1 protein-coding gene is annotated in these 1,442 nt (G+C 66.0%); it reads right to left on the reverse strand.

Annotated elements, in window-relative coordinates; all coding sequences use genetic code 11:
- Positions 1-50: 50 nt before the first annotated feature.
- Positions 51-1,310, reverse strand: a complete 1,260-nt coding sequence (locus tag JW364_RS23950) for an IS256 family transposase (RefSeq protein WP_205334498.1) — start codon at positions 1,308-1,310, stop codon at positions 51-53.
- Positions 1,311-1,442: the final 132 nt, after the last annotated feature.

Genomic DNA, 1,442 nt, shown 5'->3' on the forward strand with positions numbered 1-1,442 from the left:
GGTCAAGCCCCTGGTAGTGGTGTAACTGGTTTTTGATCCTTCGTTGGTGATCAGGCGGGTAGTTGCATCAGTTCATCGGTGCTCACCTCCGTGGTCGAGCTGGTGCCGGTGTCGGTGGTCAGTGTGAGGCGGCAGCGGCTCAGGACTTCGAGTCCGAGGTAGCGGCGTCCTTCGGCCCATTCGTCGGTCTGCTCGGCCAGGACCGCCCCGATGAGGCGGACGATGGCGTCCCGGTTGGGGAAGATGCCCACGACGTCGGTGCGGCGGCGGATCTCCCTGTTGAGCCGTTCGGTGGGGTTGTTGGACCAGATCTGGCGCCATACGTCGTCGGGGAACACGGTGAAGGCCAGCAGGTCTTCGCGGGCATCGCCAAGGTGGTCAGCAACGTCGGGCAGCCTGCCTTCGGTGTACTCCAACAGCCGATCGAACTGCTCGTTCACCGCGGTGGCCGTGGGTTGGTCATACACGCTGTGCAGCATCGCTTTCACGGCCGGCCACATGGACTTGGGGCACACGCCCATGAGGTTCGCCGCGTAGTGGGTGCGGCACCGCTGCCACGCTGCACCGGGCAGGTTCGCCGCGATCGCGTCCACGAGCCCGGCGTGGGCATCGGAGGTCACCAGCCGCACCCCGCCCAGTCCGCGGGCCACCAGGTCGGCGAAGAAAGTGTTCCACGAGGCCTTGGTCTCACTGGTGGCGACCTGCATCCCGAGGACCTCGCGGTGCCCGTCGCCATTGACCCCGGTGGCCAGCAGGACGGACGCCTTGACGACCTGGTTGTTCTCGCGGACCTTGATCGTCAACGCATCGGCGGTGACGAACGTGAACGGGCCGGCATCGTCCAGGCGGCGGTGCCGGAACGCGGCCACCTGCTCGTCCAGGTCGGCGGCCATGCGTGAAACCTGCGACTTTGACAGTGAGTCGATGCCCAGGGTCTTGACCAGCTTGTCCATCCGGCGGGTGGATACCCCGGCCAGGTAGCAGTCCGCCACGACGGTGATCAGCGCGGACTCGGCCCGCTTGCGGCGCTCGAGCAGCCATTCGGGGAAGTAGCTGCCCGAGCGCAGCTTCGGCACCGCGACGTCGACGGTGCCGACGCGGGTGTCCAGGGGCCGGTGCCGGTAGCCGTTGCGCCGGTTGGTGCGCTCGGCGGTGCGGGCGTTCCACTCGGCGCCGCACACGCTGTCGGCGTCGGCGGACAGCAGGGCGTTGATCATGGTCTGCAGCAGCTCGCGCATCAGATCCGGTGATGCGTCGGATAGGGCTTGGCCAAGTAGGCCTGCAGGGTCGACAATATGGGGTGCGGTCATCGTGATGACTCCTCGAGGATTCTTTAGACGGTTGACTCGAAGGATCACACGGTGGCCGCTCTACATCCGTGTACAACACGTAGCTGCAGGCGATCTCGGCCACCGAGTTACACCACCCTATGGGGCACTACT

It is taken from the genome of Gordonia sp. BP-119 (assembly GCF_016924115.1).
Classification (GTDB): domain Bacteria; phylum Actinomycetota; class Actinomycetes; order Mycobacteriales; family Mycobacteriaceae; genus Gordonia; species Gordonia hongkongensis.